The organism is Acidovorax facilis (assembly GCF_050626955.1).
Classification (GTDB): domain Bacteria; phylum Pseudomonadota; class Gammaproteobacteria; order Burkholderiales; family Burkholderiaceae_C; genus Acidovorax; species Acidovorax facilis.
Genome location: NZ_CP192460.1, coordinates 3,609,333 through 3,635,705 on the forward strand (window position 1 = coordinate 3,609,333; position 26,373 = coordinate 3,635,705).

The 26,373-nt window shown below is 55.5% G+C and carries 20 protein-coding genes; 3 read left to right on the forward strand and 17 right to left on the reverse strand.

Annotation, left to right across the window (positions count from 1 at the left end; all coding sequences use genetic code 11):
- Window positions 1–118 precede the first annotated feature (118 nt).
- Window positions 119–469, reverse strand: coding sequence for a DUF2304 domain-containing protein (locus ACQ4MJ_RS16555; protein WP_121508820.1), 351 nt, complete (start codon window positions 467–469; stop codon window positions 119–121).
- 267 nt (window positions 470–736) lie between these two features.
- Here ACQ4MJ_RS16555 and ACQ4MJ_RS16560 point away from each other — a divergent pair, with 267 nt between their 5' ends.
- Window positions 737–1,657 (forward strand): right-handed parallel beta-helix repeat-containing protein, encoded by a 921-nt coding sequence (locus ACQ4MJ_RS16560; protein ID WP_431151933.1) that lies wholly within the window; start codon window positions 737–739, stop codon window positions 1,655–1,657.
- A 129-nt stretch (window positions 1,658–1,786) separates the two neighbouring features.
- Here ACQ4MJ_RS16560 and ACQ4MJ_RS16565 read toward each other — a convergent pair whose 3' ends face one another.
- The 12 genes from ACQ4MJ_RS16565 to ACQ4MJ_RS16620 all read right to left on the reverse strand — a co-directional run bounded on the left by ACQ4MJ_RS16565 (window position 1,787) and on the right by ACQ4MJ_RS16620 (window position 18,012).
- On the reverse strand, window positions 1,787–2,401 hold the full coding sequence (locus ACQ4MJ_RS16565) for a NeuD/PglB/VioB family sugar acetyltransferase (protein ID WP_431151932.1): 615 nt from the start codon (window positions 2,399–2,401) through the stop codon (window positions 1,787–1,789).
- Window positions 2,401–3,858: a glycosyltransferase gene (locus ACQ4MJ_RS16570; protein ID WP_431151931.1), complete on the reverse strand. Its 1,458-nt coding sequence runs from the start codon at window positions 3,856–3,858 to the stop codon at window positions 2,401–2,403. Before ACQ4MJ_RS16570 ends, ACQ4MJ_RS16565 begins: the two co-directional genes overlap by 1 nt.
- Before the next feature lie 182 nt (window positions 3,859–4,040).
- On the reverse strand, window positions 4,041–6,314 hold the full coding sequence (locus ACQ4MJ_RS16575; protein ID WP_431173653.1) for a hypothetical protein: 2,274 nt from the start codon (window positions 6,312–6,314) through the stop codon (window positions 4,041–4,043).
- Window positions 6,315–6,337: 23 nt separating this feature from the next.
- Complete coding sequence (locus ACQ4MJ_RS16580; protein WP_431151929.1) at window positions 6,338–7,087, reverse strand: ABC transporter ATP-binding protein; 750 nt, start codon at window positions 7,085–7,087, stop codon at window positions 6,338–6,340.
- Window positions 7,084–7,866 carry an ABC transporter permease gene (locus ACQ4MJ_RS16585; RefSeq protein WP_121507487.1) on the reverse strand — a complete coding sequence of 261 codons (783 nt, stop codon included), beginning with the start codon at window positions 7,864–7,866 and terminating at the stop codon, window positions 7,084–7,086. Before ACQ4MJ_RS16585 ends, ACQ4MJ_RS16580 begins: the two co-directional genes overlap by 4 nt.
- Window positions 7,867–7,870: 4 nt before the next feature.
- Window positions 7,871–9,391 (reverse strand): hypothetical protein, encoded by a 1,521-nt coding sequence (locus ACQ4MJ_RS16590; protein WP_431151928.1) that lies wholly within the window; start codon window positions 9,389–9,391, stop codon window positions 7,871–7,873.
- Window positions 9,391–10,485: a DegT/DnrJ/EryC1/StrS family aminotransferase gene (locus ACQ4MJ_RS16595; protein ID WP_121507488.1), complete on the reverse strand. Its 1,095-nt coding sequence runs from the start codon at window positions 10,483–10,485 to the stop codon at window positions 9,391–9,393. The genes ACQ4MJ_RS16590 and ACQ4MJ_RS16595 overlap by 1 nt, the downstream gene beginning before the upstream one ends.
- A 10-nt stretch (window positions 10,486–10,495) precedes the next feature.
- Window positions 10,496–11,587 carry a GDP-mannose 4,6-dehydratase gene (gene gmd / locus ACQ4MJ_RS16600; protein ID WP_121507489.1) on the reverse strand — a complete coding sequence of 364 codons (1,092 nt, stop codon included), beginning with the start codon at window positions 11,585–11,587 and terminating at the stop codon, window positions 10,496–10,498.
- Between the two features lie 29 nt (window positions 11,588–11,616).
- Window positions 11,617–13,071, reverse strand: coding sequence for a mannose-1-phosphate guanylyltransferase/mannose-6-phosphate isomerase (locus ACQ4MJ_RS16605; protein WP_121507490.1), 1,455 nt, complete (start codon window positions 13,069–13,071; stop codon window positions 11,617–11,619).
- Window positions 13,072–13,698: 627 nt separating this feature from the next.
- Window positions 13,699–14,025, reverse strand: coding sequence for a hypothetical protein (locus ACQ4MJ_RS16610; RefSeq protein WP_431151927.1), 327 nt, complete (start codon window positions 14,023–14,025; stop codon window positions 13,699–13,701).
- A gap of 9 nt (window positions 14,026–14,034) precedes the next feature.
- Entirely contained in the window at window positions 14,035–16,323 is a 2,289-nt protein-coding gene (locus ACQ4MJ_RS16615) for a M12 family metallo-peptidase (RefSeq protein WP_431151926.1), read from the reverse strand.
- Between the two features lie 456 nt (window positions 16,324–16,779).
- Window positions 16,780–18,012 carry a hypothetical protein gene (locus ACQ4MJ_RS16620; protein ID WP_431151925.1) on the reverse strand — a complete coding sequence of 411 codons (1,233 nt, stop codon included), beginning with the start codon at window positions 18,010–18,012 and terminating at the stop codon, window positions 16,780–16,782.
- 497 nt (window positions 18,013–18,509) lie between these two features.
- Here ACQ4MJ_RS16620 and ACQ4MJ_RS16625 point away from each other — a divergent pair, with 497 nt between their 5' ends.
- Window positions 18,510–18,800, forward strand: coding sequence for a co-chaperone GroES (locus ACQ4MJ_RS16625; RefSeq protein ID WP_055395161.1), 291 nt, complete (start codon window positions 18,510–18,512; stop codon window positions 18,798–18,800).
- 170 nt (window positions 18,801–18,970) lie between these two features.
- On the forward strand, window positions 18,971–20,632 hold the full coding sequence (groL, locus tag ACQ4MJ_RS16630; RefSeq protein WP_431151924.1) for a chaperonin GroEL: 1,662 nt from the start codon (window positions 18,971–18,973) through the stop codon (window positions 20,630–20,632).
- A 148-nt stretch (window positions 20,633–20,780) separates the two neighbouring features.
- Here the strand turns inward: groL and ACQ4MJ_RS16635 are convergent, their stop codons facing one another.
- The 4 genes from ACQ4MJ_RS16635 to edd form a co-directional block, all read right to left on the reverse strand.
- A complete protein-coding gene (locus ACQ4MJ_RS16635) occupies window positions 20,781–22,886 on the reverse strand; it encodes a TonB-dependent siderophore receptor (protein WP_431151923.1) in 2,106 nt (701 codons plus the stop codon).
- A gap of 321 nt (window positions 22,887–23,207) precedes the next feature.
- Complete coding sequence (locus tag ACQ4MJ_RS16640) at window positions 23,208–23,507, reverse strand: DUF805 domain-containing protein (RefSeq protein WP_121507494.1); 300 nt, start codon at window positions 23,505–23,507, stop codon at window positions 23,208–23,210.
- 221 nt (window positions 23,508–23,728) lie between these two features.
- Window positions 23,729–24,358 (reverse strand): bifunctional 4-hydroxy-2-oxoglutarate aldolase/2-dehydro-3-deoxy-phosphogluconate aldolase, encoded by a 630-nt coding sequence (gene eda, locus ACQ4MJ_RS16645; protein ID WP_431151922.1) that lies wholly within the window; start codon window positions 24,356–24,358, stop codon window positions 23,729–23,731.
- A 161-nt stretch (window positions 24,359–24,519) separates the two neighbouring features.
- A complete protein-coding gene (edd, locus tag ACQ4MJ_RS16650; RefSeq protein ID WP_431151921.1) occupies window positions 24,520–26,289 on the reverse strand; it encodes a phosphogluconate dehydratase in 1,770 nt (589 codons plus the stop codon).
- Window positions 26,290–26,373: the final 84 nt, after the last annotated feature.

A 26,373-nucleotide genomic window follows, 5' to 3' on the forward strand; every position in this document is an offset into this window, starting at 1 on the left:
GGCGTGGAAACTCGCCCACCATCACCCCTTGGCATCGGTTTATCTACGCTAGCTCCCTAACTACGCGGGGGACCGCAAGCAACGCCCCTCCGATGCCAGTGTTCGGCGACAACTAACGCTACCGGAGTTCTCGCAAAGCAGCGTTATCTGCCTCCAATATGGCCAGCCGCTGATTGAGGCGCCTCACATCTCTTTCCACCCGGGTATTGACAATGTCGGTGTGCAGCGTCTTGACGAGGACGATCACCACAGCCACCAGCAAAAGCAGAGCGGGCGGGTAACTGATGCCCACCACCACCGCGAGACGATCAATCAGACCCGGCCAGACTCCCAAGACGGCCGCAGCCCCCGCGACCAATATCCAGAACAGGCCGTGCAGAAGGTAGAGGTGATCACGCCGGACGAGCAGCAGAATGACGGCAGCAAGGCCGATGCCCAGCAAGGTGGTCGTGATTTGAAGTGGCGCCATGATTGAGTGTTGTAAGAAAACCAGTTGCATGCAGACGCCTGTGCGTCCGCCGGCCACATTCGCAATGCGCCCCGTCACCTAGGCATCCAAACCTCTGAACGGAGCGATGGATTTTAACGTTCGCCCACAAACCGTTTCCCTCCTTCAGGCCACTAGATCGTTAGGGCTCCAACTGGTACCAACATCACTTGCAAAGCGGTTAATTCAGCGTAAGCTCAGCATGCGTTACAGAGAGTAGTGATAGCAAATATCCAACTGGAGGTTCCGATGCGCAAACCCAACATTTACATCTTCATCTGCGGCCTTCTTCTGGCCGCGTCCGCAGCCCATGCTCAAGCCACGCGTACGTGGGTGTCTGGGGTAGGAGACGACGCAAATCCCTGCAGCCGAACGGCTCCTTGCAAAACCTTTGCGGGTGCAATCTCCAAAACTGCAACCAACGGGGCCATCAACGTACTTGACCCAGGTGGTTTTGGGGCAGTCACAATCACCAAGAGCATCACTATTGATGGGGCAGGTGGGCAGGCTGGAGGCATACTCTCTGCCGGGACAAATGGCATCATCATCAATAACGCGGCGGCACATGTTGTCATTCGCAATGTTGTCATCGACGGTGCGGGCACGGGCATCAACGGCATCAATGTCTTGAGCGCGGCGGGAGTCATCCTCGACAATGTCAGAGTGTCCCGAGTTACCGGCCAATGCGTCAATTTTGCACCTACAACCCCGGCAGATAGCAATCTCGCCATTCGCAAATTTCTCGGTGACCACTGTGGTGGCGGGGGCATCTGGATCGTTCCTGGTCCGGCCACATTGGCTACCGTATCTATTTCCGACACTCGTATCGACCAAAGTCAACGCGGTATCCGGGCTGATGACGGAAGCGACGTATCCATCGTGAATACGATCGTGAGCTCCAATACCAATGCAGGTTTTATTTCGAATAGCGTATCGCGCCCTGTCAGCATGAGCATCGAAAATTCGGTCTCCGACGGCAATATTCAAAGTGGTGTGCGCTCGTTTGGTGCGCAATCGTCAATTCGCATTTCGTCCAGCACCATTACTAACAACACCGGACTGGGCCTTGAAGCATTATCGGGAGGACAAATCCGGAGTTTTGGGAACAATAGGAATTCTGGAAATTATGGCGGCAACGGAGTACCTACAAGCACGTTGAGTCTGCAGTAAGCAGCGAATAAAAAAGGCTCCATCAAGGAGCCTTTTTTATGTGATGCTGCCGTGCCCGCACATCATGCTGATGGCTTTTCCGACTTCTCGCAAACATCCAGCACAGGCCACCTAAGTCAATTCATCTATCTACTTGCTCTTTCGAGCCGGAACACCTGTGTAGATGCCTGGCTCGACTATTGATCGATGCACCACGCCTCCCGCACCCACCATAACTCCGCTGGCAACTGACACGCCATCGATGATGACAGCGCCAGCCCCCAGCATTGAATATGCTCCCAAGCTGCCTCTTCCGGCAATCGTGCTATTCACTGAGATATGGGCATACTCGCCAACCTGAGCTTCATGCTCAACGACAGCTCCCGTATTGACAATACAACCAGTGGCTATGGACGCCAAAGGACCGATGTGCGCATGATGGCCTACGAAGCAGCCTGCTCCGATGGAACTTCCAACCCCCACACTGGCGAGCGGAGAAACAAGGGAAACCAAAGGCAAACCCAGCTGCTCAATAGCCAGACACTGCTGACTTCGGCGTTTATTGTCACCGGCAGCGGGAAAAGCGCTATATTCTTGAAAATCATCTATCGCCAGAGACGAAACTACGGAATGCCCTAAAAAACTCTCCCCAGGCCGTGCATTTTCGTCGACAAACAATAAACTGATGTACCCGCATGCCAGCGCCAAATCGGCTGCACTACGCGCATGGCCACCATATCCGAAAATTATCAGTTTTTGAGACATCATTGCAGATTCTTGATTCGATCTACCCTGGAAATTCGGTCCAGAACTTCGATGTGCTCATTCACAACATCAGACCAGGAACGCTGGCTAAGTTGATCATAGGTTATGCGCTGCCGTGCTAGCAACTCCTGCGGATGAGCAAGTCCCCATTCAATGCGCCGTGCGCAGTCCTGCCAATCATAAGGGTCAAAAAAACTAATCTCTTGCAATTGAGGATCTGTCAAAACTTCCTCTGTGACCGGTATACGCGCCATAACCACTGGAGTGTCAACGGACAGCGCCTCAGTAAAGGTAAAGGGACATCCTCCTTCGCTCAGACTTGGATTAACAGCCAATGCCGCCAACTTGTAACAAGCAGCCAACTCAGCAATACTGAGCTTGGGCAAGCATAGAACATCATTCTCTAATCGATTGATAGAAATAAAATCTTGTATCTCAGGTGCCGAACGCGGATGCCCAGTCAATATCAGTTTATGCGAAATATAGCGATTACGCAAAAGATACTCATATGCCCGAAGCAGGGTAATAATATTTTTATTCGGCCTGAACTGACTCGCATAGAATATAAACTGCAGCTCTCCATTGACCAGTCCAGAGGTATAGTCAATATTGGTGGCACGTAGTAGTGCTTGGAATAGCAGCTTCTGACAATGGTGCTTTGCCGTTTTTTCGGTGTCGGGAAACCCTGTAATTTCCACAGAGCGGTTCAATTTATTGGCAGCATGATGAATCACAGAAATTTTTTCCGCATCAACGCCATAGCGATCCACCAGCGTACCCCATTTCACTGCATCACTGTAGGTCACCAAGTTGTGTGCAGAATGAATCGATTCTTGAACCTTCTCAAAAACCTGCAGAGTGTAGTTTCCATTGACCGATGAGAAACCCACGGGAAAATCAGTCAATACAACATCCGGCACACACATCAACCTTGGGGCCTTGATCTCATTGAACGCTGGCCAGAAGGCCGTAGGGCAGTACCAAGCCGTTACCTCGTGCAGCCGCTCAATGACTTTCTGCATGCGCTGGGACTCAGAGTGCTCCATGTCAGCAAACAGACGCTGAACAAGTCCTATCCCTTGAGGCTCATCCAGCAAAGCTTTCAGCCGAGCTCTTTTGACAGCAATTCTGGGAGCCAGCCGCTGAAATCCGCGTTGAAGGAGAGGTTTCCAGCGATTGACCAGCAGCATGGGAATCCACAGGGGAGCCAGCATCAGAAGCAGGGCCCCCACTGGCAGCGCCTCCACGCAGAACATCAAAAGCGTGGATAAGCTGTTTACCGTGATGCCCCGCCGCTCTAAGCGCATCTGCGCCCTAGTGGCTACTTTATCCATGCCACGAGACAGACGCCGAAGCCAGCTCGAACCTCGCTCGCGTTTCAGGTAACTTTTCCAGGCCTCATAAACGTAGAGCGCGTACGGCTTTCCTTTAGGTCCAATGACGCGCACGCGATCCATGGGAACGTCCTCGCTCAGGAATAGCTGTTCCAATGAATCATGAGACCAACTGGGGCAAACAATCGTGAAGCGCACGTCAGTGCGCCCCTCCGCCCCTTTGAGAAATGCCGCCAAGTATCTACCTAGACCTTCCACCCTCAAATCAACCGTGGGGGGATATGCGACGTAAATTCCGTATTCTTTTACAGGCACGAGCGCACCTCTTCCCAGTACTGGCGTGCAAGCGCCTCCACACTCTGGCCGGCAAGTTGTTGTGGTGAAGGCAGGTGGGCACGCCTGCCAGGGGCGTCAGACTCCATTTGCTTAAGTTGAACCGCCATATCGCGGGGAGACTTGGCGTCCATCCACGCGAGGTTCAGTGCAAACTGCGTATCCATCTCACGCATAGCGGGATAGTCGCTGGACAGCGATGGAACCCCCAAGCAAGCAGCCTCAATCACGCTGAACGTTCCGTTATCAATATTACCTGCATGCCATAGGAACACGGCCCCTTCCACGAGTTCGCGATAAGTGGCGTCTAACAACTCGCCGCACCACTGAACCCGCGCCTTCAACAGTTCACTGCGTTCAAAGACCTTGGCCATTTCTCGCAAATGAGGAGTCTGACTGGTCAGCATGTCCCGGGTGTTGACCCCCGTAACGCGGCAATCCAGCTTTCCGCCCAATTCGCCGTAGTAGATCTCTAAGGCCTGCGCCGCGCGAGCATGATTCTTGTGCAGGGAAGCATTGGTGGTCCAGATAAAGTAGCCCCGACCCGAACCTCGTTCCTTATTGTGGGCTGCCCTGCGTATGGGAAACTCAGGCGCCAACATAGGAACCCGACGAACCAAGCGAGGCTGAAGACCCGCATATTGGGTTGCGTCTCGCCAAGTGAAGTCTGTGGTCACAAGCACGCGCGCAGCAGACTGAGCAGCCAGTAGAAAAAAGTAGTCCGCGCCCTGCGGCATGACGGCTTCATAGCGCTGCAAATAGTCATACACCATGAGCACATTGGGCTTCAGTGGAAGCAAAGGACTCGACAAACGGTCGCTGACGACAAGCCAAAGGTCACAATCTTGCAGCTGCTGAATTCCGTCGTCGGGCACGAGGTATTGCTGCACTAGGGGCTCCCACTCCGGAAAGCCCGCGTACCGCATGGCACGGCGCGCCTCGCCAGCTCGCAGGGACTTCCACTTATATGGCCTTCGCTGGACCCCTTCGGCCAAGTCATCAAAATCAGTTGTCGAATACACCGCAGGGTCGTCCAGATGCAGAAACACAACATCTGTCGGCTCTCCTGCTTGGCGACTGCCGATATACAGCGCCTTGGCTAGCAACAACGCGCCTCGTAGGCTGCCACCGCGATACCCCACAGGCAAGATCACCGCAATGCGTTTGCGCTTCGTCACGAGGGGTCGACGCGCTTGTTCTGCGCGCGCCAGGGCGAGTTCTGAGGCGATGCGGGCAAAACCAGCCTGCCATGCACCTTCACAGTTCGCTGGATTCATCGCATCCAGAAGCATCGTTTGACTTCCTCGGATGCTCCGGATCAGATCTTGGTCGTCATTCAGGATACGTTCAATTTTTAGCCGCGCTTCACGGATGGTTTCGCAACGCCCCGGAAGCTTCGAGCCGCCCATCCGATCCAACATACCGCCCCCCATGAATACAAGCGGCATGCCGATGCGAACGGCCTCAAAGGGGTGGTAATGAATATGATGTGATTCTTGGCTGTGATAAAACATGACGCGGCTTTGAGTCATGTTATGAGCATGCTGCTCATTGCTCACGAAGCCGAGAACCCTCGGGTCATCCACTTGAATCGGTTGTGCGCCAGCGACGATATAGGGTAGATCCCCAAAACTTCGGCAAAATGATTCATATATCTGCCGATAGTAAAAATTGAATCCAATATCTGGGCAGACAAAAACAACCTGTTTTAGCGCACCTTCCCAGCTATCCTTATAATCAACACTTTCCATACCCAAAGGGAGATAGCATCTTCTGTCACGAAGATACTTAGCCTCTTGATCCCCCAGATGTGGATAGGCCTCACCAAAATAGAATCGCCCACCCAAACCCCTCACAGTTGAAGCGATTCCGTAGTGCGCTATTATTTTCTCATAAGTGACTGGTTTTTCCGTCCCGAACGCCCTTAAAATGATGGACCCACGAAAATACTTCGCAGCAGATACCAAAACCTCCGCTGAATGCAATATCAAGAAAACAACATCAAAGTGTCGATTTGCAATCTCCCAGGCATCTTGGCTTGCTCCCGCATACCAATCCGCCGCATTTAAAACCTGCAGATCATGCACTGATATAGCCAGTCTATCATCCTCTGAGAAGTCAATATTTGCACTCCGAAAGCTTGGGTCAGCTGGAAATATTTTTGGCTGGAATATCTGCTCCACGCCAATGCGTTTCAGCATTGGAATCTCAAATTTTCGTGCTGACGTGTGGTTAAGCAACCACATTACACGCAAGGGCTGATCATTCCTCATGGAATATTATTCACCTTCTTGTACTCGACTACCGCCTTGGGAATGGAGCCGTCAAAAACTATCTCACCACGGTGAAAAACCAATCCTCTCTGGCAAAGGCTATTAAGGGCGCCAAAATCATGAGAAGCCAGCAGAAGAATTTCTGCGCGCTCAATCAACTCCGCAATTCTCTGTCTCGCTTTACCCATAAAATTCGCATCCCCCGCACCAATAACCTCATCCAGCAATAATATATCCCCACCAACCGCAGTAGATATAGCAAATGCCAATCGCACTTGCATGCCTGCAGAATATGTCTTAATAGGATAATCTATAAATTCCCGGAGATCTGCGAATTCAACGATCTCGGCCTGTTTTTCACGCATGAACCGTGGCGTTAATCCCAACAACAGTCCCCGATATAAAATATTTTCACGACCGGTAGCATCCGGCTCGAACCCTAAGCTCAAATCAAATAGCGAACGCACCTGCCCTCGAACATTGACCTGGCCACTGGAGACTGGATACAAACCGGCAACGGTTTTGAGGAAAGTGCTTTTTCCAGCGCCGTTGTGCCCCAGGAGCCCCACACGCTCTCCACCTTTGATTTCAAGAGTTATATTCTTGAGCGCATGAACATCTTTGATCTCACGTGCACCACTTTTCCCAAACGGTCGTGATAATAAAGATTTAAGCGAACGCTCTTTGAACGCAACCGATGCATAATGCAGATTGACTGCTTGAAGATTGATTTCAGGCTGGCTCATAAATAAAAGATAACCTTGCTCTCAGCCTTCCGCCCCACCAACCAGGCGAAAAGACCAAACACCAGAGCTATTGCAAAGGAATAGCTGTAGTTTTCGACGGTAGGCCATGCCCCCTCCAGCAACGGCGCTCTAACCAACTGGAGCACGTGGTAAATGGGATTGAAGTCCACCAGAAAACCCATCCCCCCTTGCCTAAACATTTTGGCTTCAAAATAGACCGGCGATATAAACCATAAGGCCTGCATCAATAGCCCCATAGCGTGGGGGACGTCTCGAAAGCGCACACCAATATACGCCAAGGTCGTAGCCAAGGGCCACGCGATCAGACCCAAAACAGGGAAGATGGTGAGCGTCGCCAACCAACTCCAGCCGAAGTTCTGCGGAAGCACAACCAGCGACCATCCAAACAGAGCAACGCTTGCCAACATCAGAACAGCCAAGCTCCCTAAAACGGTGCGCAGGGTATATATGGCCAATGGGTGTTTACACTGCTTGATATATGCATCTGCCTGAACGAACGATAGGGCTCCCCCCGTAACGTTGGCAACAACAAATTCCCACACAATCAAGCCAGAGAGAATGTAAGGGGCATAAGTTGTGATGTCTGACTTGAACATTTGGCTGAACACCACCGCCAGTAACGCCGTCATGCCGAGGGGTTGAATAATTGACCACAAGGCCCCAAAGAAGGAACGCCGCCAACGCGAGCGCAGGTCAGCCAGAGCGAGATGGGTCCAAAAATAGCGGGATTGCCATATCCCTTTCCAGTATCGATTCATTAAACTAGTCCAGTGGTTTGACCGTTGCACCTATCCATCGAATACCCAGCCCTTTGTTGCAGTGGTCCAGCCCCAACGTGGATGCATCCAGACGCAATATCTCGGTACCTCCTACAGATAGAATCGCCGTCAAATGGCTAGTTTTTAGCTGAACATCTCCCTCCAGAGGAAGTCCAAATACATTTGCAATTTCCGTCAACTGCCTCCACCCGTCTCCTTTGTGGCGCCATGCAGACAATACCCCTCCTCCGACTGAACTCTGAATCAGTAATGCAGCCATATGGGTATCCCCACCCTTACCCGTGTAACCGAGCACTGCAGAGACATGCGACACCTGCCCAGCTTCAAGGGCATAGGAAAAGCACGCCATAGATTGATTATCAGAGTCCTTTTTCAAAGCTAGGCACAGGTTATCTACAGCGGCTCGCTTACTTCCATCATTTAACGTTTCTGGTGACCCGAGGACCAAAGGGTATGACGACCAGGTGGCTTTCCCGCCCCAAACAGCGCGAGCCAAATCAAGCTTGCCCTGAACCAAATCGGCATTAGACATTTTAAAATTCTGGCCATTTTTTTCGCTTTTTTCCATTTCAGCCGGGGGAAGATCCCGGAACTCACTTTCCGCGAGGAAATTCTGGATATTATGCAATGGAGTGCCATGGTGGGCCAGATCGGGCACATCCAACAATCTCACCTCATTCACTGCTCCATAAGGCCCCAAGCAGATGTAGTCAATCGCTTGCCATTGCTTTCGATCCAATACCCAAATCGCACTCAGCGAATTGCGACGCAAATCTCTCCCGGTCTTTTGGCTCTCTCCTACAAGCACGTAATCATCGGTAGCAGCCAGCCCGCGCGTATATACAGGTGAGCCTGATTCCCAAAGAGGCTCTGCGCAATCTATATCGATCAGGGCCCCAATTTCAGAATGACAACTTATACGCTGGCCTTCAGAGGTAATCCAAATATTGTGAAGCCCCGTTCTCTCACCGAGAGGAGTGACTGATAACAAGTCAAGATCCGGGTATGAAAAAACAGCCAACTTAGAGCCTTTATTGTGGCCATGCGCTACTACAAACAGTTGATCATTCTGGAGAAATACGGAATTCAGGTGATCGCCTGTAATTTTTTCCAGCGACAATCGGTCCCATCGCGCGTTACTGATACCCGCCTCTTGAAATAGATTGAGACGATTCAAATCAACTATCGAAATAACATTTCTGCCCGTGTTCGTACAAATAATTCGACCATCAGGCGCACACAATATCTGGTGAGGAGCAGATAAGAAACGCCTCCCATTCTGAGTACCTTTGGAGAGCCAGCCCTGTTCAGATTGGGCATAAGATGCTATGTCGATGAGATCTGAATTATTCACACCTGAATGTGAAAGAACCAGCTCCGAATCTCCCGGGAACCAAGATATTCCATAATATTCTGGCTGATCTTTTTTCAAAGGGGTAACGCGCTTCGAATCTAGATCGACCAGCAAAATATAGCCAGTGGTGGCGACTAGCGCATACTTCATTACACAAGATTCTCAAAAAATAGTCGCAAGTGCTTAGCGATATCTTGTACATTTTCAAACGCAAGCGCGGGGAAGCTCGGCAGATTGATTCCTCTAGCCCCTAGATATTCAGCAACAGGAAATACGCCTTCAGCCTGACAATGAGGCATGGTGTGCGCAGGATAGAAAACGGGCCGTGTTTCAACGCCTTGCTTGCGCAGGTGCTGGCGAAGCCCGTCCCGTTGGGTGGCATCGTTCACCAGAACGGAGCACATCCAGAAGGAATGTGTCGTTCCGGACTCTTCACGATGCACCTCCAGCGGCAATCCCTGCAGGGCCTCTTCATACCAAAGTGCAATTTGGCGTTTCTTTTCAAGAATGACGTCTGCTTGTTCCAGCTGTGCCAATCCAATCGCGGCACAGATATTAGTCATTCGGTAGTTATAGGCAACGATATCGTGCCAATATTCCCGGCTTGACGATACGCCTTGATTTTTCAGGTGAAATGCTTTCGCGAGCACTGCTGCATCTTTGGCAATTACCATACCTCCTTCGCCCGTGGTAATGGTTTTGTTGCCAAAGAAGCTGAAAGTGGCGACATCACCAAAGGTGCCAACATGTCGCCCTTTGTAATAGCTACCAAAGGCCTCAGCGCAATCCTCAACCAAGAGAAGATTGTTCTCTTTGCAAATTTGAACAATCGGATCCATGTCACAGGATTGCCCATACAGATGAACGGCCATCACCGCCTTGGTTCTTGGTGTTATTTTTTTCCGTATATCTTCGGGGTCTACCTGCCATGTAGCTTGCAACGAGTCCACAAATACGGGAGTTGCGCCCGTTTGGATGATGGTGTTGACCGAAGCAATGTAGGTGAAGGTTGGCACAATCACCTCATCGCCAGGACCAATGCCCAATGCGGCCAGGGCCAGATGAATGGCCACGGTGCCATTGCAGACACTGGTTGCACCTCCTTGCGCACCCACATAATTTGCGAAGGCCGACTCGAACTTGCCAATGAATTCCCCCTTGGAGGAAATCCAAGTGGAGTCCAGGCACTGATTGACGTACTCTTTTTCGCGTCCGTTGAAATATGGTTGGTATACCGGAATCATGCCTGGCCGATCATTCGTGATGGTTGAAGTATTTAAAACCATTCTGTTTGACCAGCTCGTCGCGTTGTGCCTCCTTAAGGTCTTCCCGCATCATTTCTGAAACCAGCTCGGCGAAAGTGGTAGTCGGTACCCAGCCCAATTTCTGCTTGGCCTTGGTTGGATCGCCAAGCAGTGTTTCAACCTCTGAGGGACGGAAATACCTGGGATCGACCGCCACAATACATTTACCCGTTGCCGTGTCGTAGCCTTTTTCCTCCACACCCTGCCCCTGCCACTGGATATGGATATCGATCTCTTTCGCTGCAAGATCCACAAATTCGCGAACTGAGTGCTGCTCTCCGGTCGCAATTACAAAATCTTCCGCTGTTTCCTGCTGCAGCATTAGCCATTGCATCTCTACATAGTCGCGCGCGTGACCCCAGTCGCGCAGAGCGTTCATATTCCCGAGGTACAGGCATTCCTGTAATCCAAGTTTGATTCTCGCAAGTGCGCGCGTGATCTTGCGTGTTACGAAAGTTTCACCCCTCAAGGGAGATTCGTGATTGAACAAGATGCCGTTGCAAGCGTACATTCCGTATGCTTCACGGTAGTTCACCGTGATCCAATAGGCGTACATCTTTGCAACCGCATAAGGAGATCGAGGGTAAAACGGGGTGGTTTCCTTTTGGGGAACCTCCTGCACCAAGCCATAAAGCTCAGAGGTAGATGCTTGATAAAAGCGGGACTTCTTTTCCAAACCGGCAATACGTATGGCTTCTAGTATGCGCAACGTACCCAAGGCATCCGAATTGGCGGTGTATTCGGGCTCTTCAAACGACACGGCGACATGGCTTTGGGCCGCGAGATTATAAATCTCGTCTGGTTGAACCTGTTGGACAATACGGATAAGACTGGAGGAGTCTGTGAGATCACCATAATGGAGCGTTAAATCCAGCCCTTCGCTATGGGGGTCGTGATACAGATGATCAATACGATCCGTATTGAACAACGATGCACGCCGGCGAATACCATGAACAGAGTAGCCTTTGCTGAGCAACAACTCGGCCAAATACGCTCCATCCTGCCCTGTAATGCCAGTAATAAGTGCTATTTTCTTTTTCAATTCACTCTCCTGAATGTAGATTTCTTAGATTAGGAGCACATCCGCCCGTAAGTATCGTCAAATCTCACGATATCATCCTCCCCCAAATAACTTCCTGATTGGACCTCAATAATCTCAAGCGGTACTTTTCCGGGATTAGAAAGTCGGTGGACGTGACCCACTGGGATATAAGTCGATTCGTTCTCACCCAAGAGAAAGACCTTATCCCCATTGGTGACCTGAGCCGTCCCCTTAACAACCACCCAGTGTTCGGCGCGGTGGTGGTGCATTTGCAGGCTGAGGCTTGCACCTGGATTGACCACGATGCGTTTGACTTGGAACCGCTCACCGCTATCGATACTGTCGTACCAGCCCCAAGGCCGATGTACTTTGCGGTGGGTGTTCGCCAAAGCGCGTTTGTGCGCTTTGAGGTGAGCCACGACATGTTTGACGCTCTGCGTCTGTGACTTGTCGGCAACAAGTACGGCGTCGGGAGTTTCAATCACCACGATATTCTTCAAGCCAACGCCTGCAACCAGACGGCTGCTCGTCATTACAAGTGACCCAGTCGAATCGGTTAACACTGCGTCGCCGACTACGGCATTGCCATTGGCGTCGTGGCCCAGGACTTCCCACAAGGCATCCCAGGCGCCAAGGTCAGACCACCCGGCCTGCAGCGGTACGACACACGCAGGAATATCCAGGTCTGGGCGTTTCGGCAGACGCTCCATGACGGCGTAGTCAATGGAATCCGACGGGCAGGCCGAGAAGGCGCTCACGTCAGGCCGTACAAAATCCAGATCGCACTTCGCCTCCGCCATCGCACGGGTGCACGCCTGGAGGATCTCCGGATTGCAAGCGCCCAACGCTTTCAGCCAGACACTTGCACGCACCATGAAGAGCCCGCTGTTCCACAGATACTCTCCTGAGTCGATGTACCTTTGGGCGGTATCACCATCAGGCTTCTCCGCAAAATTGGCGACACGGTAAGTCCCGGGCTCATACTCCGCGCCCCGCTGAATGTATCCATAACCCGTCTCGGGCCTGTCCGCCACGATGCCAAACGTGACCATTGCACCTTGCGCAGCTATCCCCAAAGCTCGAAGGATTGCAGCGTGCAAGGCGGGCCGATCAGTGAACACATGATCCGCAGGCATGGCCAGCAGTATCGGGTCGCCTCCATCACGACAAGCTTGCAGGGCTGCGAGGGTAAGGGCAGGGGCCGTGTTCCGCCCAGAGGGCTCCAGGACGATGCTTGCGCTGTCTATTTTGGCGGCAGTCAGCTGACTAGCGGCGAGAAAACGGTGCTCGACGTTGCATACGAGCACTGGCGGTGTCAGCGAAACGCATTCTGGCAGTCCGTGCAGACGCAACACGGTGTCCTGGAGCAAGGTGAACTCACCGTTAAAAGCCAGAAACTGTTTCGGATAGGTTTCACGCGACAAAGGCCACAGCCGGGTGCCGGAACCTCCACACAAGACGACAGGAACCAGTGTGTGCTTCATGAAAAGGGACAAAAAAGGAGCGCTTCAGTGTTCGCTGCGGCCCTAACCGCTTGGAAACTGACCCGTTCAAAATTGGGGGAGCCATGGCGGCAGACTCTGCGCCGCACGCGTAGAAGAAGACTTGACACCGGTCTAGCGGTCCGGCACTTCTTTAACGCATTGTATCTTTGCCCCTATACGCGCCAGCCAAGGTTACATCGGGTTTCCTTCCCCCAGTCTGAAGGTTCGGCTGTCCGCTATGACCGAGCGGATCAATCCACAAGACCTCGTTGCGACGGGATATCGGCCACCAAAAAGTGTGCCGCTCTGCATTGTTTTTCAGACCCGTGGGGCCCCGGCAATCGCACAGCGCTCGACTCGGCTGTAAAGCACACGACCTGCCCGTACGAAAACCGCGCTGTGGCCCTGCTGATCTGTGCCAACTGCTAAGTCAGGGCTGAACAACCATTGAAGCCCACCCTCAAGGGGGAGGCACACGCCGAGGTTCGCAGACGCGTCTCTTGCAACTGAGCGTGCCACTATTGAATCTTCGCGCAAAGCGCCAGCAAGGGGGATTGCGCACGGGTCTCGCTGTAGCGTGGCCTGCCCCCAACTCCCGTCACGGCGCTCCTTCAACCAAACAGATATTCACTCTGAAATGGCATAAAGAACATCTTCACGATCACCCCAATTGTTGCAGGTGTTATTACCAAAAACAGATACGGTCTTCTCTTGTGCTTGCGCAGAAAGCAACAACGCGTATATCGTCTTCCCTTGCGCAGTAGCTAGATTGATAGCCCACTGATTGTTGTTTCCACAAGTAGGAGATCCCGTCTTGGTACCAGCAGTAAAGAAAAGAAAATTACTGGCATTAATAATCATCGTAGTGACTTTGCCAGAAGACGTTCCTGCCTGAACATTAAATGCAAGAAGTATGGCACAAGCGGCGAACGAAGCTTTTTTAACTATTTTCATATAAATCCCTCAGTCCAAAAGAAGTTGCAGTATCGGAGCAAGATTAATTGGTTTTTTGTGATATGACGCCGCCAATGTAACTCCACTATATTGACTATACCCGCGCAGCATCACATGGTACGTACCCGCAGCCGGTGTTGGGAACGTACAGCTCTCCTCGTTTCCTGGCAAATAGGGCCTGCAATCGTATTCAATTGTCGTTGGCACCTGCCCGAACTTGACGAAGAGATCCACATCCCCAATTCCGCCACTTATCTGGACAATCAGGTTTTTGGCACCTGCTGGAATCGTTACAGTGCGGTAGAGAACAGAGCCTGCAGCCCCTGTCAGATTTGTCTCCAGAAGAGGCGTTGTGGCAGGGCCCCCTGCGTTGTTTGACTTGAAGTTCGCGGTCACGGTGGTATTGGCATTGACCGTGAATGAGCAAGCGCCCGTCCCACTACAAGCACCTCCGCTCCATCCAACAAAGGCACTTCCGGCCGAGGGGCTTGCAGTCAGCGTCGCGATGGTGCCTGGGGTCAGTGATTCGCTACAGGTGCTACCGCAATTGAGCAATCCCCCTGTACGGCTTACTGTGCCCGTCCCCGTGCCGATCTTGGCTACGGAAAGTACGCCTTGGGGAGTTGGAATGAACGTGGCGGTCACATTCCTTGCCGCACTCATGGTTACGGTGCAAGACCCAGTTCCTGAACAATCGCCACCCCACCCAGAGAAGGTGTACCCAGTTCCCACGACTGCAGACAGCGTGACTACAGTGCCCGCTGCGTAGCTTTCGTTGCAGTCCACGCCACAATTAATACCCGCTGGGGAGCTGGTTACCGTGCCCGTCCCCGTTTTGCTCACACTCAGGTCAAAGGTGCCCGAAGTATCCAGGGGCAGCTTTGTCTGCGCTTGATCTGACATCACAGTGGGAACCCGACCAGCATTCACTCCATAGGCGTGATTGGTTCCAAACGTCCATGCGATATTGCTCATCCCGCCACTGAGCAAATGGCAGTAGCTCATGATGGTCCCATTGCCCTGGCCGGCTCCACCGCCCGTAGTTGACGACAGGCCCGGTAAAAAGCCAAAACGACCTGCCCCCCCGAGGGCGATTCCACACTGCCCAGTGGAGTTGCCCGAATAGCAGCAATCAATCGCGCCACCGGTATTGGGAGTTGGTGCAATATAGGGATTATCGTAATCATGCGTATGGGAGCTACCAAACGCATGCCCGATTTCATGGGCAACTACAACCGAATCCCAAATGACTTGCGGATTTGACGGGTTGAAATTTCCTTCGATATTTGCACTTACCCCGTAAGCGATCGCTTGGTTGGACAGGCTACCTACATAGGCAATGCCACCTCCAGAATTTTTACCACTTAGCAAGTGAACATGGTGCCGGGAAATAGATGCATTGGCCCCTGCGTTCCAAAAAGTCCGCAACTCATCGAGCATTGCACTTGTGGCGGTCTGGGTCCACGGGTCAGCCGATGTCGTTCTGATCACAATTTGCTTCAGATTGAAGCGGGTAGCCACTTCGGCCTGGTACCTACTGCCGACATAAGTAAGCAGGTCCGTGACGTATGTGAACGCAGCCGACTCAGAGCCAAAATTTTGATAGAACTCGTAGTCGCTATCAATAATTATGTCAGCACGCCGTGGGCTTCCTGCTTTCTCTTCACCCAGAATTTTTTGTGAATTCTCTCTACCGGTTTTCAGTAGATTTTCAATGCCGAGCTTCCGCTGCCCAGGATCGGATTGAAGAAATTCCGGGCTTACTCCGCAAGAGAATTCTCTGTTGACAAAGTCCTTTTGATGATCGACAAGGCGCGAAACAGCGCCCCCTGAGCCGCCGCCCCTTGCAGGCAATAATTCATTAACAACGGTTTCTTTTCCTCGGTGAATGATCGTCCTGATCTCGCCACTAGGGTTCACCGTGACGAAGGCGTAGCTATCAGAATTGCCCTCGAGTACTCCCACGAAATGAGCACTAGCAGCAAGCGGAAATGCCCTAGAACCCTTTTCATCAACAACAATGAACTGTGTATCCCCGTTTATTACTTCCGAGCGACGCAATATGAGATTAACAACCGAAGGAAGTTCATCATTAATTTTGAGATTTTGAATATGAAGGGCTTCGCCAGGCTTGATACTCATGGCCGTAAGCGCTAGTTTTTCAGACGGCGCCTCTCCCGGCGTAAGCTCCATAATCTGCTGGGCATGAGCCCCCACCAAATAGAAGGCAAACGCAGCAACTGCCAGAGATTTGGTGAATCGCCAACTCAATTTATCGAACATTGTTTTATTTTTCATAGTGATAAACGATCACCAAATTAATTTAGCACACCCATGGTCGCTCCCCCCCAACACGTGAGGATTTGCACCCCAAAGACTGCAGCTCAAAAATCTAGCGCAAATGCGTAAGAACAGCAAGAGCATCTTCACTAGCCAGGCGCTCCTGAGATGCGGTCCAAATCAGGCAAAAAGGCAATTCCCATGTTCACGGAACAACGCCCATCCCGCAACATCTGCAAGCCACTTATCAGTGGCGTCCACCACACCCAGTCTGAGTGCGCCTGCGCCTCCCACCCCTTCCCGGCCCCAGGACCATCCAAAGCCCAACCCAGCTACGCTCGCGCCAAGACGCCAGACTCTCAGAAGCGCAAAAATGCACACCATGTAAACAGCATTTTTAATACCAATATATTATAAATATAGTTTTAATGCATTCAGAAAATTCGCGCATTCAAATTCAGCTTACTTAGTAGCCTACTTTTTCAGGAATGGCTTTAACACAGACTGTAGTGTTTGCATCACGCGCCACGATCGCGATCCCACAATATCCCGGTAAACCTGCTGAAGCTGCATGTGACTTGCACTGAGATGGGCCAACTGAGTGCGAAGCAGACCATTCTCCGCGTCAACCTCTGCGGCGCTCTCCTGCGCTACCCTCACGGCATTTTGATTCAGTTCTGACGCCCGCAAGTGCGCTACTTCCAGTTGCTCCAATTGAGAACGCAACATCCTGTTTTCAGTCTCAATTCTCTCGTTTTCGGATTTCAACGCTGAAATCTCTAGTTGCGTGGCTTCATTTTTACCCCCGGATGGCTGGCCGTCGGGCGCATATTCCTGGGCGTCCTCGGCCCTTCGGCCAAACCCCTTCACTGAATAGGTTGACCGCGGGCTAGCACGCCACTCCTGAAGACGCTCCTTGAAGAGTTGGCACGCGTATTCATACAATTTTTGGTCGTATTCAACCTGCCCGGCAATTATTTCCCTTGCACGATTACTCACTTGATCGACTGAAATTCGAGATCTGTTTTCCATTTCAGGGCCGATTTTATAATCACTCAGATCTGGAATCATGCAACGCAAAAGTTCCAGCGACTCTGGAAAACTCTCAGTGATTCCAAAAAAATCCAAAGCTGCCAGATTCTTCTTGGCACTCTCAAGATGCTGCGCCAGATCATCACCGGAATAGGTAGAAAGATACATGGTTTGCTGATTACCCAATGCACCATCCACAATCACGGCATTATCTGAACACACAAACTCCTCCAGGGAGGCCCGCTGCGCAAAGACAAGCGCATCACGCTCCACGGTATTTGCAACCTTATAATGAGGATCATCAGGTTGGAAGTTTTTCTCGTCGTGCCAAGATTTATATTGAGAAATAGTGCGCTTCAACGGATCACGAACAAAAGTTGCCAAAAACGCGCCCGGGCAGAATCGCAGGAGATCTTTATAGTAAAAGTGACCAAAAACAAATGGCGATGCCCCTTCATTTCGAAAATACATTTCAAGCGACTCCGGCTTGTCATTTCTGTCAAGTCCAGTAAAAGCCCGAGATTTCTCAAAACCTACGCCTTGAGACAAAATATAGTTTTCGAATGCGGTCCCGGAGCATTTCGGTATATGCACGAACGCAAATGGAGTCTTAAGGCCGGATAGTTCGCCATGCTGATCGCCATCCGCGGTACAGCGGATATCTGAAAATTTCATAACAAATATATCTATTCGAAGATTAGAGAATTCGAGACACGATCAGAACGGAAATGGACATCAAGATGATGGCGGGAGGGGCGCCATTCAACGCACCTCTTACGCACTTCTCAAAAGCTGGCCTATCTATGCAACGGCGGAGGGCGCAGCACGCGCCCCAACCCCGCCGAATGAAGGCCCACAGACCAGCATGTGGAACCTCTCGACTGACAGCAAGGGCTCATGAATCAATGCAGGCAAGGGCCACTCACTATATCTTTGAACCCATCGTCCGCCAGATCGCAAACCCCCTCTGCAGCGCACCTGCGCAAGCAGCCACCGCACCGCCCACCAGGTTCCGAAATCTGTAGGGCATCTTGAAACCGCCACAAATGCCCGTATCATTAGCACTCACCGCAGACGAGTGCTAACACCGCCTTGGCTGCCGGAAGTTTGGTAGCGCCTGGGCCTCCAGGCGCTGAGTACGTCAGCTTTTTACTGAAAACAGGAGCATTGCAATGAACCTTCGCCCTCTGCACGATCGCGTGATCGTCAAGCGTATCGAAAGCGAAACCACGACGGCCTCCGGCATCGTGATCCCTGACAACGCCGCTGAAAAGCCCGATCAAGGTGAAGTGCTGGCCGTCGGCCCCGGCAAGAAGAACGACAAGGGCGACGTGATTGCCCTGAACGTGAAGGTCGGTGACCGCGTTCTGTTCGGCAAGTACTCGGGCCAGACTGTCAAGGTCAACGGCGATGAGCTGCTGGTCATGAAGGAAGACGATCTGTTCGCAGTTGTGGAGAAATAAAGCTACTGCGCAGGCGCCAGGCGTCGTTGCGCGGTGCTCGCAATCCTCACGTACAGGAAGTACGTTCCGGTTGCTGCACTCCGTGCGCCTAGCCTGACACCTGCTCGCTACGCTTTCTTTCCCCACAACCCGTTATCCGTTTAACGATTTTCAGAATTTAGGAGCCAAACATGGCAGCAAAAGACGTAGTTTTCGGCGGCGAAGCCCGCGCACGCATGGTTGAAGGCGTGAACATCCTGGCCAACGCGGTTAAGGTGACTCTGGGCCCCAAGGGTCGCAATGTGGTGCTGGAGCGCTCGTTCGGCGCCCCTACCGTGACCAAGGACGGTGTGTCCGTGGCCAAGGAAATCGAACTCAAGGACAAGCTGCAGAACATGGGCGCCCAGCTCGTGAAGGAAGTGGCCTCCAAGACCAGCGACAACGCTGGTGACGGCACCACCACCGCTACGGTGCTGGCACAAGCCATCGTTCGCGAAGGCTTCAAGTACGTGGCCGCCGGCATCAACCCGATGGACCTGAAGCGCGGTATCGACAAGGCTGTGACGGCCCTGGTTGCCGAGCTGAAGAAGGCTTCCAAGCCCACCACCACGTCCAAGGAAATCGCCCAAGTGGGTTCGATCTCCGCCAACTCCGACGAAACCATCGGCAAGCTGATCGCTGACGCCATGGACAAGGTTGGCAAGGAAGGCGTGATCACCGTGGAAGACGGCAAGTCGCTGGACAGCGAACTGGACGTCGTGGAAGGCATGCAGTTTGACCGCGGCTACCTGTCGCCCTACTTCATCAACAACCCAGAAAAGCAATCCGCGATTCTGGACAACCCCTTCGTGCTGCTGTTCGACAAGAAGATCAGCAACATCCGCGACCTGCTGCCTACGCTGGAGCAAGTTGCCAAGGCTGGCCGTCCCCTGCTGATCATTGCCGAAGAAGTCGAAGGCGAAGCCCTGGCTACGCTGGTGGTCAACACGATTCGCGGCATCCTGAAGGTTGTGGCTGTGAAGGCTCCAGGCTTTGGCGACCGTCGCAAGGCCATGCTGGAAGACATCGCCATCCTGACGGGCGGCAAGGTCATCGCTGAAGAAGTGGGCCTGACGCTCGAAAAGGTGACCCTGGCCGACCTGGGCCAAGCCAAGCGCATCGAAGTGGGCAAGGAAAACACCATCATCATCGACGGCGCCGGTGCTGCTGCTGACATCGAAGCCCGCGTCAAGCAAGTGCGCGTGCAGATCGAAGAAGCCACGTCCGACTACGACCGCGAAAAGCTGCAAGAGCGCGTGGCCAAGCTGGCTGGCGGTGTGGCCGTGATCAAGGTCGGCGCTGCCACCGAAGTCGAAATGAAGGAAAAGAAGGCCCGCGTGGAAGACGCACTGCACGCTACCCGTGCCGCTGTGGAAGAAGGCGTTGTGGCCGGTGGTGGCGTGGCCCTGCTGCGTGCCAAGCAAGCTGTGGGCGACTCGGTCAAGGGCGACAACGCTGACCAGGAAGCCGGCATCAAGCTGGTGCTCAAGGCCATCGAAGCGCCTCTGCGCGAAATCGTGAACAACGCTGGTGGCGAAGCTTCGGTGGTGGTGAACGCTGTGTTGGCCGGCAAGGGCAACTACGGCTTCAATGCCTCGAACGACACCTACGGCGATATGCTCGAACTGGGCATTCTGGACCCCACGAAGGTCACCCGTACGGCCCTGCAAAACGCTGCCTCCGTGGCATCGCTGCTGCTGACGACCGAAGCCATGGTTGCTGAAGCACCCAAGGACGAGGCCGGTGCTGGCGGCGGTATGCCCGACATGGGTGGCATGGGCGGCATGGGCGGCATGGGCGGCATGGGCATGTAATGGCCGGCCGCTCCGGGTGGAACCCAGGTTCTGCCCGGTAGCCCCAAAAGAAACCCCGCAGGTTGCAAAACCTGCGGGGTTTTTTCCTTGCCGGGCCGACATCCACGGGTGAATGCCGCCGGTGCAGCAGATCGCCCCGATGGGTCGGTCAGAACCTGTAGGTCGCGCTCAGCACCACATTGCGCCGTGTCGCCCACCAGCAGTCACCACGCGCCAGACAGGTGCTCATGTACTTCTTGTCGGCCAGGTTGCTGATATTGAGCGCGTAGCGCCAGTCCTGGCTGTCGTAGGCCAGCAGCGCATCCACCACACCGGCCGCCGGAACCTTCGGCCCCGTGCCGTCGCGGAACGACGACAGCCAGCGGTACCCCGCACCGGCCGAGAAGCCGCGCACGCCGCCAATGGAGAACCGGTACACGCCCCACACGGCCGCCTGGTGGCGCGGCAGGTTTTCCAGCAGCGGATCGACGTCCGTGTAGTTGTAGTGGGCGGTCAGGTCAAACGCCGTGGCCACGCGCGCCTTGTATTCCAGCTCCAGGCCCTTGTTGCGGGTCTGGCCCACCTGCAGCGAGTTGTCGGGGTTGGTCGGGTCGGCCACCTTCTGGTTCTTTTCCTTGAGGTCGTACACCGCCGCCGTGAACTGGGTGGTGCCGCCTGAGGGGGCATATTTCACGCCCACCTCGATCTGTTCGCCCTCCAGCGGCTTGAAGCGCTGGCCCGAGGCATTGGTGCCGCTCACGGGGCTGAAGGATTCGGCATAACTGATGTAGGGCGTCCAGCCGCCCCCCAACTGGTACATCACACCCAGGCGTTTGGTGGTGTCGCTGGTGCGGTCATCGGACTGGCCCGCCAGGCTGTTCACGGCGCGGTCATGGCGCAGGCCGGCGATGAAGATCCAGTTGCCCCACTTCATCTGGTCCTGCACATACAGGCCGCTTTGGCGCTGCACGTTCTCAGGCCGTGCGATGAGCGTCGGGTTCAGAACGTTGCCGTACACCGGGGCGTAGGCATCGATGGGCGTGTTGTACGCATCGTCGGCCTCGTTCTTGTTCTCGGTCTGCCGGTTCCAGTCCACACCCAGCAGCAGTTGGTGGCTGAGGGCGCCGGTGGTGAGGTTGCCCTGCAGATGGGTGTCCACCGCTGCCATGCGGGTGCGCGTGACGTTCTTGCCGTAGACGCGGTCAATCAGCCGCTGGTTGACAGGGTCTGCGCCCCAGCCACCCGGGATGGTGAAGAAATCGGCATAGTGGTAGCCACCGCGGTTCTCATTGCGTGCCAGGCGCAGGTTCTGGCGCACCGCCCATGCGTCGTTGAAGCGGTGCTCGAACAGGTAGCCGAGGGATTGCCGGTCGCTGTCGTAATAGTCGCCCGGCTCGCCGATAAAGCGGTTGATGGGCAGCTGGCCATTGGGGTTGGGCAACAGCGTGCCCGACCAGGGCAGGAACTGCGCCGTGGTGCCCGTGCGGTCCTGCTGCCAGTGGGCCTGCAGCACCAGCGAGGTGGCGGCATTGGGGCGCCAGGCGAGCGAGGGCGCGATCAGGCTCCGGTCGTTCTGCACGTAGTCCGTCTGCGTATCCGCATCGCGCGCCACGGCCACAAGACGGTACGACCATTCGCCGTCCTTCGTGAGCGGGCCGGTCAGGTCGGCCTGCAGCTGCTTGCGGCTCCAGCTGCCCAGCTGCACGCCCACTTCGCGCTGCGCTTCCTGCAACGGGCGCTTGCTGACCATGTTGACCACGCCCGCCACCGTGCCCGCGCCAAACAGCATGCCCGACGGGCCGCGCAGCACTTCAATGCGCTCGAGCGTGTAGGGTTCGGCGGGGGTGGTGCTGGTGTACCAGTTGTAGTTCTGGCGCAAACCATCCAGGTACGTGTCGGGGGAGCTGCCGCGCACCCGCACACTGTCGGCGCGGCTGTCCAGGCCATAGGCGTCGCTGCGCACCCCGGCGGCATACAGCAGCGCCTCTTGGAAGGTCGTCGCGCCCTGGTCCACGATCTGGTCGCGCGTGACCACGGTGACGGACTGGGGGGTTTCGGCCAGGGGCGTGTCGGTCTTGGTGGCCGTGGCCGCGTTGCGGGCACGGTAGCCGACCACCGGCGCGGTGGCCGATTCTTTCTCGGCGCTCGCGTCCACGCGCACCTCGGACAAGGTGGCTCCCACGTCCTGGGCCTGGGCCGCGACCCAGGCGGGGACGCCTCCAAAAGCCAACGCAATACCCATGCAGACTGCGGTCCGCTGATGCTGGAGCTTCATGATTTTCAAGAATAGAAATAAGAATGATTACCATTCTAAAAATCAAATCACACAGGTGCGCGTTTCAGACAGAAGATGTCGTACAACAGCAACAAGTTGCGCTCGGATCGCAGTGAGATTGCTTCTATTTTTATATCTATTTGCGCTTGTCAAGAAAGCGCCAGAGCCACTTTTGACCAGTATTCGGGCTGCACAAGGTTACGGTACCTCTCTGGTACCCCGGAGCCCCCGCCACACCCCCACAAAAAAGCCCGCTGACCGTAAGACCAGCGGGCTTGGCGCGGGCGGACTCAAAGAGAGCCCGCAGCGGCGTCGCAAAGATCAGCCCTCGCTGGGCTGCACCCACCAGTAGATCAGCAGCAGCACGCCGATGCCGGTCAGCGTCAGCAGTTGCCACCAACCCGAGCGGCCAATGTCGTGCAGTCGGCGCGCGCCCACGGCGAATGCGGGCAGCAGCAGTGCAATGGAGACGATGCCGGAGACCACGTCACCCAGGAAGCTGGCGATCACCATGACGATGACCTGGAACAGGAAAAACCACCAGAACTCGGAGCGCACGGCGCGGCCCGAGAAACCCGCGTACTGCCCCAGGCAGCTTTTGATAGCCGAAACAAAATCCATACTGAACTCCCTCTCTTTGAAACGTAAAGCCGTTGTGGCAGGGCCAAGCCCTGCGCCATGATAGGGGCGCGCAGGGCAGCAAGTCCACACGCCGAGTCACCCCACCGACTGCACCTCACTCTGCAGGCGGACCAGGGAACGACGGATGCTTCTATTCTTATAGCTATCAGCGCTTACAGGACAAGCGCTAGAGCCCTATTTCGCCTCAAATCCTGGAAAACTCACACGGCCTTGCGCAGCGCATGCGTCTCGCGCGCCAGCTGGGTGATGCGCGCCCAGTCGCCCGCGCGCACGGCGTCGGCGGGCGTCAGCCACGAACCGCCCACGCAGCGCACATTGGGCAGCGCCAGGTAGTTGAGCGCAGTGGCCAGGCTGATGCCACCCGTGGGGCAAAAGCTGATCTGGCCAAACGGACTGGCCCAGGCCTTGAGCAGAGGGATGCCGCCCGCGGCCTCGGCCGGGAAGAGCTTCAGGAACGAGAACCCATCGGCCAGCGCGGCCATGATTTCACTGGACGTGGCCACCCCGGGAAGAAGCGGCAAATTCAGGCCCTTGCAGGCGCCACCCACTTCGGAGGTGTAACCCGGGCTCACCGCAAAACGTGCACCGGCCTCGCTCGCGCGGCGCGCATCGTCGGCGTTGAGCACCGTGCCCACGCCCACCACGGCCTCAGGCAAATTGCGCGCAATGGCTTCGATGGCGGGCAGGCCAGCAGCGGTGCGCAGTGTGACTTCCAGCACCTTCACGCCACCGGCCAGCAGCGCCTCGGCCAAGGGCAGCGCGTCTTCCACGCGGTCGATCACGATGACGGGGATGACGGGGCCATGGCTGGCGATGTCAATGGGATTCATGGGAATACTCCTTGATGTTGGATGCCGCACGCGGCGTTTGACAGAGGCGCGGCCCATACCAGTGCACCCGTGGAACTGGCTTCGCCAGGCCACCGGGTGCGTCCCCCTCCCGCGCAGCGAGAGAGGGGGAAGGCGCGCAGCGACTCAGGGGGTGCATCCTGCTACAACCATGTGCAGGCTCCTTGTTCGGCACCGCCTGCGTGGCGGCGAAAGTTGGTAAACAGTTCCCGGCCAAAGCCGGTGGCGGGAGGCACGGTGTACGGCGCCACGGGGCGGGCGGCCCAGGTGGCTTCGTCGACCAGCACATCGAGCGTGCCCGCCACAGCGTCCACCCGCACAATGTCGCCGTCCAGCACCTTGGCCAGCGGGCCACCGGCTAGTGCCTCGGGCGTGACGTGGATGGCGGCGGGCACCTTGCCCGATGCGCCGCTCATGCGGCCGTCGGTGACCAGCGCCACTTTGAAGCCCTGGTTCTGCAGCACGGCCAGCGGAGGGGTGAGCTTGTGCAGCTCGGGCATGCCATTGGCTTGCGGGCCCTGAAAGCGCACCACGGCCACCATGTCCTGCTGCACCTCGCCCGCAGCAAAGGCGGCGAGCAAAGCCTCTTGCGAATCGAACACGCGCGCAGGCGCTTCGATGATGTGGCGGTCTTCGGGCACGGCCGACACCTTGATCACCGCGCGCCCCAGGCGCCCTTGCAGCAGGCGCAGACCGCCGGTGGGCGAGAACGGCCGGGTCACGGGGCGCAACACGGTTTCGTCGCCCGACACCGCCGGGGCGCCCTGCCCGCCTGCGGCAATGCCGCCGGTGTTCACGCTCATCACATCGGGGTGCATGAAGCCGCCGGACAGCAGCTCGCGCAGGATCCACGCGGGGCCACCTGCGGCCTGGAACTGGTTCACGTCGGCATCGCCATTGGGGTACACGCGGGCCAGTAGCGGCACGGCGGAAGACAGCTCGTCAAAGTCCGACCAGTCGATCAGGATGCCCGCGCTGCGCGCAATGGCCACCCAGTGGATCAGATGGTTGGTGGAGCCGCCCGTGGCCAGCAAGGCCACCATGGCATTGACGATGCAGCGCTCGTCCACCACGCGCCCGATGGGCGTGAAGCGCGCACCGCGCTTGCCAATGTCGAGCACCGTGCGCACGGCCTGCCGCGTGAAGGCTTCGCGCTCTTCAGTGCCGGGCGGTGCAAAGGCCGCGCCAGGCACGTGCAAGCCCATGGCTTCCAGCAGCATCTGGTTGCTGTTGGCCGTACCGTAGAACGTGCAGGTGCCGGGGCTGTGGTACGCGGCCGATTCGGCCTTGAGCAATTCATCCCGCCCCACGAGGCCTTGCGCGTACTGCTCACGCACCTTGGACTTGTCCTTGTTCGACAGGCCGGTGCCCATGGGGCCTGCGGGCACAAACACGCAGGGCAGGTGCCCGTAGTGCAGCGCGCCAATCAGCAGGCCCGGCACGATCTTGTCGCACACGCCCAGCAGCAGCGCGCCATCGAACACATCGTGGGACAGCGCTACCGCAGTGGCCATGGCAATGGCATCGCGGGAGAACAACGACAGCTCCATGCCGGGCGTGCCCTGCGTCACGCCATCGCACATGGCAGGCACGCCGCCTGCCACCTGCACCGTGGCGCCGTGCTGGGCGGCCTCATCCCGCAGAACGGCGGGGTAACTTTGGTAGGGCTGGTGGGCCGACAACATGTCGTTGTAGGCCGTGACCACGCCAATGTTGGGCGCTTTTTCGACCGTGATCTTGAACTTGTCGGCGCCGGGTAGTGCGGCATAGGCATGGGCCAGATTGGCACAGCCCATGCGGTCTTGTGCAGGCTTGCGGGCGATCATGGCGTCGATGCCTGCGAGGTAAGCGCCGCGGGTGTCTGCGCTGCGCTGGACAATGCGCTCGGTCACGCGCGCTACAACTGGGTGCATGGAAGTCTCCATCGGTGGGTGGCAGGACCCCGTGCATAGCGCCGGAGCCCGTTGTCTGAGGCCCTAGAATGTAACTCGATAACC

Excerpts from the sequence above, each read along its gene's own strand:
- ACQ4MJ_RS16555 (WP_121508820.1), bottom strand. The coding sequence starts at position 469 with ATGGCGCCACTTCAAATCACGACCACCTTGCTGGGCATCGGCCTTGCT.
- ACQ4MJ_RS16560 (WP_431151933.1), top strand. The coding sequence starts at position 737 with ATGCGCAAACCCAACATTTACATCTTCATCTGCGGCCTTCTTCTGGCC.
- ACQ4MJ_RS16565 (WP_431151932.1), bottom strand. The coding sequence starts at position 2,401 with ATGTCTCAAAAACTGATAATTTTCGGATATGGTGGCCATGCGCGTAGT.
- ACQ4MJ_RS16570 (WP_431151931.1), bottom strand. The coding sequence starts at position 3,858 with ATGGATCGCGTGCGCGTCATTGGACCTAAAGGAAAGCCGTACGCGCTC.
- ACQ4MJ_RS16575 (WP_431173653.1), bottom strand. The coding sequence starts at position 6,314 with ATGTGGTTGCTTAACCACACGTCAGCACGAAAATTTGAGATTCCAATG.
- ACQ4MJ_RS16580 (WP_431151929.1), bottom strand. The coding sequence starts at position 7,087 with ATGAGCCAGCCTGAAATCAATCTTCAAGCAGTCAATCTGCATTATGCA.
- ACQ4MJ_RS16585 (WP_121507487.1), bottom strand. The coding sequence starts at position 7,866 with ATGAATCGATACTGGAAAGGGATATGGCAATCCCGCTATTTTTGGACC.
- ACQ4MJ_RS16590 (WP_431151928.1), bottom strand. The coding sequence starts at position 9,391 with ATGAAGTATGCGCTAGTCGCCACCACTGGCTATATTTTGCTGGTCGAT.
- ACQ4MJ_RS16595 (WP_121507488.1), bottom strand. The coding sequence starts at position 10,485 with ATGATTCCGGTATACCAACCATATTTCAACGGACGCGAAAAAGAGTAC.
- ACQ4MJ_RS16605 (WP_121507490.1), bottom strand. The coding sequence starts at position 13,071 with ATGAAGCACACACTGGTTCCTGTCGTCTTGTGTGGAGGTTCCGGCACC.
- ACQ4MJ_RS16610 (WP_431151927.1), bottom strand. The coding sequence starts at position 14,025 with ATGAAAATAGTTAAAAAAGCTTCGTTCGCCGCTTGTGCCATACTTCTT.
- ACQ4MJ_RS16615 (WP_431151926.1), bottom strand. The coding sequence starts at position 16,323 with ATGAAAAATAAAACAATGTTCGATAAATTGAGTTGGCGATTCACCAAA.
- ACQ4MJ_RS16620 (WP_431151925.1), bottom strand. The coding sequence starts at position 18,012 with ATGAAATTTTCAGATATCCGCTGTACCGCGGATGGCGATCAGCATGGC.
- ACQ4MJ_RS16625 (WP_055395161.1), top strand. The coding sequence starts at position 18,510 with ATGAACCTTCGCCCTCTGCACGATCGCGTGATCGTCAAGCGTATCGAA.
- groL (WP_431151924.1), top strand. The coding sequence starts at position 18,971 with ATGGCAGCAAAAGACGTAGTTTTCGGCGGCGAAGCCCGCGCACGCATG.
- ACQ4MJ_RS16635 (WP_431151923.1), bottom strand. The coding sequence starts at position 22,886 with ATGAAGCTCCAGCATCAGCGGACCGCAGTCTGCATGGGTATTGCGTTG.
- ACQ4MJ_RS16640 (WP_121507494.1), bottom strand. The coding sequence starts at position 23,507 with ATGGATTTTGTTTCGGCTATCAAAAGCTGCCTGGGGCAGTACGCGGGT.
- eda (WP_431151922.1), bottom strand. The coding sequence starts at position 24,358 with ATGAATCCCATTGACATCGCCAGCCATGGCCCCGTCATCCCCGTCATC.
- edd (WP_431151921.1), bottom strand. The coding sequence starts at position 26,289 with ATGCACCCAGTTGTAGCGCGCGTGACCGAGCGCATTGTCCAGCGCAGC.